A 5,945-nucleotide genomic window follows, 5' to 3' on the forward strand; every position below is an offset into this window, starting at 1 on the left:
GTTAGACATTAACAATGCATATATTTATACTCCAATCACTTTTTATAATAAGAGCATGCTATGAATATCGACTTTATTGCAATGGCTGGGAATGTGGCGCAGGCAGAGCAGTTATTAAAAATTTTAGCGAATAAAAATCGCTTAATGATTTTATGCTCTTTGCAAGATAAAGAAATGAGTGTATCGCAACTAAATGAAGCCGTACCTTTAGCACAATCGGCACTTTCTCAGCATTTAGCTGCACTACGAAAAGCGAATGTTGTTGCCACTCGCCGTGAAAGCCAAACTATTTATTATCGTATAATTGACGATAACGCAGTGCAATTACTTGGCACGCTATATAACTTATTTTGTAAAGACTAACGATTTTTAGTGGCGTGAGTAGCGCAGCGAAAGCAGGTTAGAATAACCTCAGCTCTATTGTATTGTTTTTGTGCTATTAATTTTTTGCAGCATTTGTACTTAAATAGATTTCGTACGAAAACAGCCACTATGCTTAGACGAAACTACAAATACATAACAGCATATTATCGCAAGGTTTAACCCAAGCGATAAGTTTGCGGTTAAAGATCATCTCAAATAAACGTAGCTATTTCATCGATAGATTTTTTATCCAGTGCATGAGCCGGTATTGTGGCATCTTCACTTGGGTAGCCTGCAATAAGTAACATATACGGGCGCTCGTTATCCCTATCTCGGCCACATATGTCGGTTAAAAAGCTCATTGGTTTTGGAGTATGAGTAAGGGTTGCCAAACCTGAACGGTGCAAAGCTTGAATTAAAAAGCCGGTAGCTAAGCCAACAGACTCATGCACATAATAATTCGTATTTTTATCATCAGTGCTTACGCCGCCCTTTTTTTGACTAAATACAGCTATAAGCCAAGGTGCATGCTCTAAATAAGGTTTATTGGCGTCGGTACCTAACGGTTTTAGCGCATCTAACCATTCTTCACCTGCTCGCCCTTCATAAAAAGAACGTTCTAGCTTTTCGGCGGCTTCTCTTATTTGCTTTTTTACATCGCTACTATTTATAGCAACAAAATGCCAAGGCTGATGATTCGCTCCACTGGGTGCTGTACCTGCTGCTTTTATACATGCTTCAATAATATTTTTTGGTACTGGGCGATCGCTAAAGCTGCGAATGCTATGGCGACGTTGGCTAGTGATTAAAAACTCGTTAGCGCGATTTAGCATTTCGTCGTGTGGGTATTCTATAAAGTCGTTTAATGGCTGACTTTGGTGATCTTGCATGGCTTTTCGCTTCTTATAAAAAGTATATGTGGTTTTTATACCGAGTGAATAAAGCGTAGGCAAGTGTTATGAGTTTAAATTATGTTTATTTGTTGTTACAAATTTAACCAGTAAGTAACTTATGTTCCTGTTTTTCTTGTGGTATAAAACATCATAAAAATAATTACTCATATTCAAGGAAGTAAAAATGCTATCAATAACTGGGTTATCTAAAACCTACGATAACGGCGTACATGCACTACAAGGTGTTGATTTATCTATCGGTAAAGGGATGTTTGGATTGCTTGGGCCAAATGGCGCAGGTAAATCATCGCTTATGCGTACCATTGCAACACTACAGTCGGCTGATTCAGGTTCAATTACTTTTGATGGCATTGATGTATTTAAAGACCCACAGGCACTGCGCCAACGCTTAGGTTACTTACCACAAGATTTTGGTGTGTACCCGCGTGTTAGTGCTTACGACTTACTGGACCATATGGCTGTTTTAAAGGGTATTCATAATAAAGCGGAGCGTAAAGAGTCGGTTGAAGGGTTACTTGCGCACACTAATTTATATCAACATCGCTCAAAAGCGGTAAGTGGCTTTTCGGGCGGTATGCGCCAGCGTTTTGGTATTGCACAAGCCTTACTAGGCGACCCTGATTTACTAATCGTTGATGAGCCAACAGCGGGGCTAGATCCTGAAGAGCGTAATCGTTTCCATAACTTATTAGTAAGCTTAGGCGAGCAAAAAGTAGTTATATTATCGACCCATATTGTTGAAGATGTTGCAGAGCTTTGCCCAAATATGGCGGTGTTGGCTGGCGGTAAGATTTTACTGGAAGGTAACCCAATAGCGCTTACCGATAAGCTCCAAGGACAAATTTGGCGCAAAGCCATGAGCCAAGAAGAAGCGCAAGAACTTGAGCCGCAATTACCGGTTATTTCTAAGCGCTTATTTGCAGGGAAAACAATTTTACATGTAATAGCAGAGCAGGCTCCACAAGGGTTTGAAGCAAGTAATGCAAATTTAGAAGATGTGTATTTTTCTACACTGCTTAATCATCGTAACAGCGAAGTAGCATAAGGAGGCGTTATGTTTTTTAATATGCTTGCGTTTGAGCTGCGCTATTTTATGCGCCAACCTTCGTTTTATGTGACCTCATTAATCTTCTTTTTTATGGCGTTTTTTATAAGCTCCAGTAGTAAGTTTCCGCTAGGTGGGGCGAATGTTCATATGAACTCGCCGTTCTCGATTATGCTTTTAACCGTTACATTTTGTACACTCGCTATGTTTTTAGTGGTTAACTTTGTTGCCAGCTCTGCTATTCGCAACAGTGAAAGCAAAATGGATGAGCTGGTATTTAGTAAGCCTGTTAATCCTGTGCCTTATCAAGCAGGGCGTTTTTTTGGTTCTTACTTAGTTGTACTTATTGTGTTTTTAAGCGTGCCATTGGGTGTGTTTTTAGGGTCGCAATTTGGTTTATTAGTTGGCTGGCTCGATGGCGAATTGATTGGTCCTAATAAGCTAATGTACTACGCTGCGCCTTATCTTTATTTAGCAGTGCCAAGTTTACTTGTGCTTTCGGCTATTTTTAATAGTGTAGCGGTCTATTTTAAAACCATGATGTCGGTGTATGTAGCAGCTGTTGTGATTTTTATAGCCTATCAAATTGCCGGCGTTTACTTTGATGATTTAGCATTTAGAAATATTGTTGTTTACGCCGACCCATTTGGTTCAGGTTCGTTAATTGATTTAACACGTTATTGGACTGTAAATGATAAAAACACAGAAGTGCTAACGCTCACAGGTGACCTTTTAGTTAACCGTATATTGTGGGTGGCAATCAGTGTTGCAATGTTTTTTGGCCTTGGAAAGCTAAGCAACCGCATAGTAACTAAAAAACAGAAGAAGCAATTTAAAGTCTCTGCTTTTGTACAAAATAAACAAGCTGCACTTATCAATAGTGCTAAAAATTATAAATCAGCGGGGATTAGTACTAAATCTCAGCTAATAATGCGCAGTATATTCGAACTTAAACAAGTTATATTTAGTGCTCCTTTTATGATTTTAGCGGGTGTAAGCATTGTAACGCTTATGATCCCTCTGTTTGCGCCTATTGGTGCTTATGGCACTACTAACTGGCCTTTAACTCAGAATATGGTCAATATTATTAGCGGTATTTCTGGTTTATTTTTGTTTGTTATTATCGCTTTTTATAGTGCTGAGCTTGTGTGGCGAGAGCGACAAAGTGGCATGGGCGATATTGTTGACAGCTTTCCTGTACATAACAGTGTTTTTTGGGTGTCAAAAATACTGGCTTTAATCGCCGCTGTTTCTGGGTTGTTCCTCGTGGGAATGATACTCACAATTACAGTTCAGTTATTTAAAGGTCAATTTAATTTAGAGCTAGGACAGTATTTATTTAGGATTGTTTATTTATCGATTTTACCGTTGATTATGCTGACAGTACTCGCCTTCTTTTTACAGATTATTAGCCCGAATAAATATGTAGGAATGGGTTTGTTTATTTTGTATTACATAGCGCAAAAAGTAATGGGTTCTTATGGGTTTGAGCATCATATGTATCATTTTTCGCAAAGCAGTAGCGTACCGTATTCTGATATAAATGGTTATGGACATTTCTTACAAGCTGCGCATTGGTACACATTATATTGGGGCGCGTTAAGTCTTGTTTTAGCGATTGTTGGGTTTGCGTTATGGCACCGTGGTCCTTCACAAACGCTGCGCACACGCCTGTCTATGCTTCGTTATAATATGTCGTTAAAAGGGCAAGCGATTGCGGTTATTAGTGCACTAGTGTTTGTTGGTGCAGGCTACAATATTTATAACAACACGCGAGTTTTGAATGAGTTTACTACGAGCGATGAGTTTCAAGACAAGCAAATAAGTTATGAACAGCAGTTTGCACAATACAAAGACTTAGCAGTACCTATGGTGACCGATGTTGACTTAACTGTTGATATTTATCCAAAAAAGCGTGCTTTAAGTGCTGTGGCAAAAATTAAATTTACTAATACCTCTAACGAGCCAATTACGCGAGTGTTAATAAGCTCACCTCAACACGCTAAAAGTTGGGATGTAGCTATGGCAGGCGGTAAGATAGTTGAAAAATTACCAGCGCTTTATTCAGCATGGTTTGAGTTTGAGCAGCCGCTTATGCCAAACGAAATAAGAGAAGGGCAACTGTCGGTTACTCGTGATCATACAGCCTTTACTGATAAAGACTCTGATACACAATTAGTTGCCAATGGCACTTTTATTAATAACTTGGAACTCCTTCCTAGCTTTGGTTATAGCCGTGGTTTACAGGTAGCTGATAAATTTGAACGCCGTAAGCATGATTTACCAGAACTTGAACGTGCCCATAAGCTAGAAGACAGTCAGTACTATACTCAAAGTGATTTTGGTGCAGCTAATGGGTTTATTAACTTTAAGGCAACGGTAACAACCGACGAGTCGCAATTTGCTATTACCCCAGGGTATTTACAAAGTGAAAGTGTAAAAGACGGGCGCCGCACTTTTGTTTATGAAATGGATGCGCCTATTTTAAACTTTTATGCGGTGCTTTCGGCTGAACTTGAAAGTAAAAAGGTTGAGCATAATGGGGTAAATATTGAGGTGTATTACCACAAAAATCATGCATGGAATGTTGACCGCATGATTGAGTCGGTACAAGACTCGATAGATTACTTTACACAAGCATTTGGGCCGTATCAGCATAAGCAGCTACGTATAATTGAATTTCCTAAGTATCGCTCGTTTGCACAAAGTTTTGCCAATACAGTCCCTTACTCAGAAAGCATGGGGTTTATTACAGACTTAAGAGATGAGAGTAAAGTTGACTACCCTTACTATGTTACCGCACATGAAGTAGCGCACCAGTGGTGGGGGCATCAAGTGTCGGGAGCAAATGTTGAGGGGAGCGCAGTTATGTCAGAAACGCTTTCACAATACAGTGCGCTTATGGTGCTTGAAAAACGCTTTGGCGCAGAGAAGCTACGTAAGTTTTTAAAATATGAGCTTGATAGGTACTTAATAGGGCGTACAGGGGAAGCCTTTGAAGAAATGCCACTATATAAAACGCAGTCTCAACAATATCTTCATTACAATAAAGGATCTGTGGTAATGATGGCGATTTATGATCGTTTAGGTGAAAAACGGTTAAATGATGCACTCAAAGCATTTTTAAATGAGTTTCAGTACCAATCAACACCATACCCAACAACACTTGATTTACTTAGCTATTTAAAACAAGACGCAACACAAGCAGAGCAAAGTTTTATTGACGATCAGTTTAAATATATCACCTTATATGAGCTTGAGATGAAAGATGTGTCAGTTACAGATAGCGTTGATAGCGAAGGATTTTATACTGTAACACTTAGCGTAGAAGCCGTTAAACAGCGTGCGGATGGCCAAGGTGAAGAAACTGAACAGCCGCTCGATGAGCTAATTGATATTGCATTGTTTAGCGATGACCCTGAAAACCTACTAGCTGAAGATTTTGTTATTTACTCTCAAAAGCACCAAATAGTATCAGGTACTAATACTATTGAGCTTAAAGTAAAAGAAAAGCCACTATTTGCGGGGGTTGATCCTTACATTAAGCTAGTCGACAAGGACAGTAAAAATAACCTAGCTAAATTTTAAGGTCTATCTACTAACCACTTAAACTGACTAATTTA

General features: G+C 39.1%; 4 protein-coding genes. 3 read left to right on the plus strand and 1 reads right to left on the minus strand.

What is annotated here, in order from left to right:
• Positions 1-60 precede the first annotated feature (60 nt).
• A complete protein-coding gene (locus GQR46_RS14920) occupies positions 61-363 on the plus strand; it encodes a metalloregulator ArsR/SmtB family transcription factor (protein ID WP_165729089.1) in 303 nt (100 codons plus the stop codon).
• A gap of 212 nt (positions 364-575) precedes the next feature.
• On the opposite strand, the gene GQR46_RS14925 is transcribed toward GQR46_RS14920, so the two are convergent.
• Positions 576-1,253 (minus strand): nitroreductase family protein, encoded by a 678-nt coding sequence (locus GQR46_RS14925; RefSeq protein ID WP_165729090.1) that lies wholly within the window; start codon positions 1,251-1,253, stop codon positions 576-578.
• A 187-nt stretch (positions 1,254-1,440) separates the two neighbouring features.
• Between GQR46_RS14925 and GQR46_RS14930 the strand changes: the two genes are divergently transcribed.
• Positions 1,441-2,322 carry an ABC transporter ATP-binding protein gene (locus tag GQR46_RS14930; protein WP_165729091.1) on the plus strand — a complete coding sequence of 294 codons (882 nt, stop codon included), beginning with the start codon at positions 1,441-1,443 and terminating at the stop codon, positions 2,320-2,322.
• Between the two features lie 9 nt (positions 2,323-2,331).
• Entirely contained in the window at positions 2,332-5,910 is a 3,579-nt protein-coding gene (locus GQR46_RS14935; protein ID WP_165741342.1) for a M1 family aminopeptidase, read from the plus strand.
• The last annotated feature ends 35 nt before the right edge of the window (positions 5,911-5,945 follow it).

Origin of the sequence: Pseudoalteromonas sp. Z1A6, from assembly GCF_011378745.1 — a bacterium.
In the GTDB taxonomy this organism is placed as follows: Bacteria; Pseudomonadota; Gammaproteobacteria; order Enterobacterales; family Alteromonadaceae; genus Pseudoalteromonas; species Pseudoalteromonas arctica.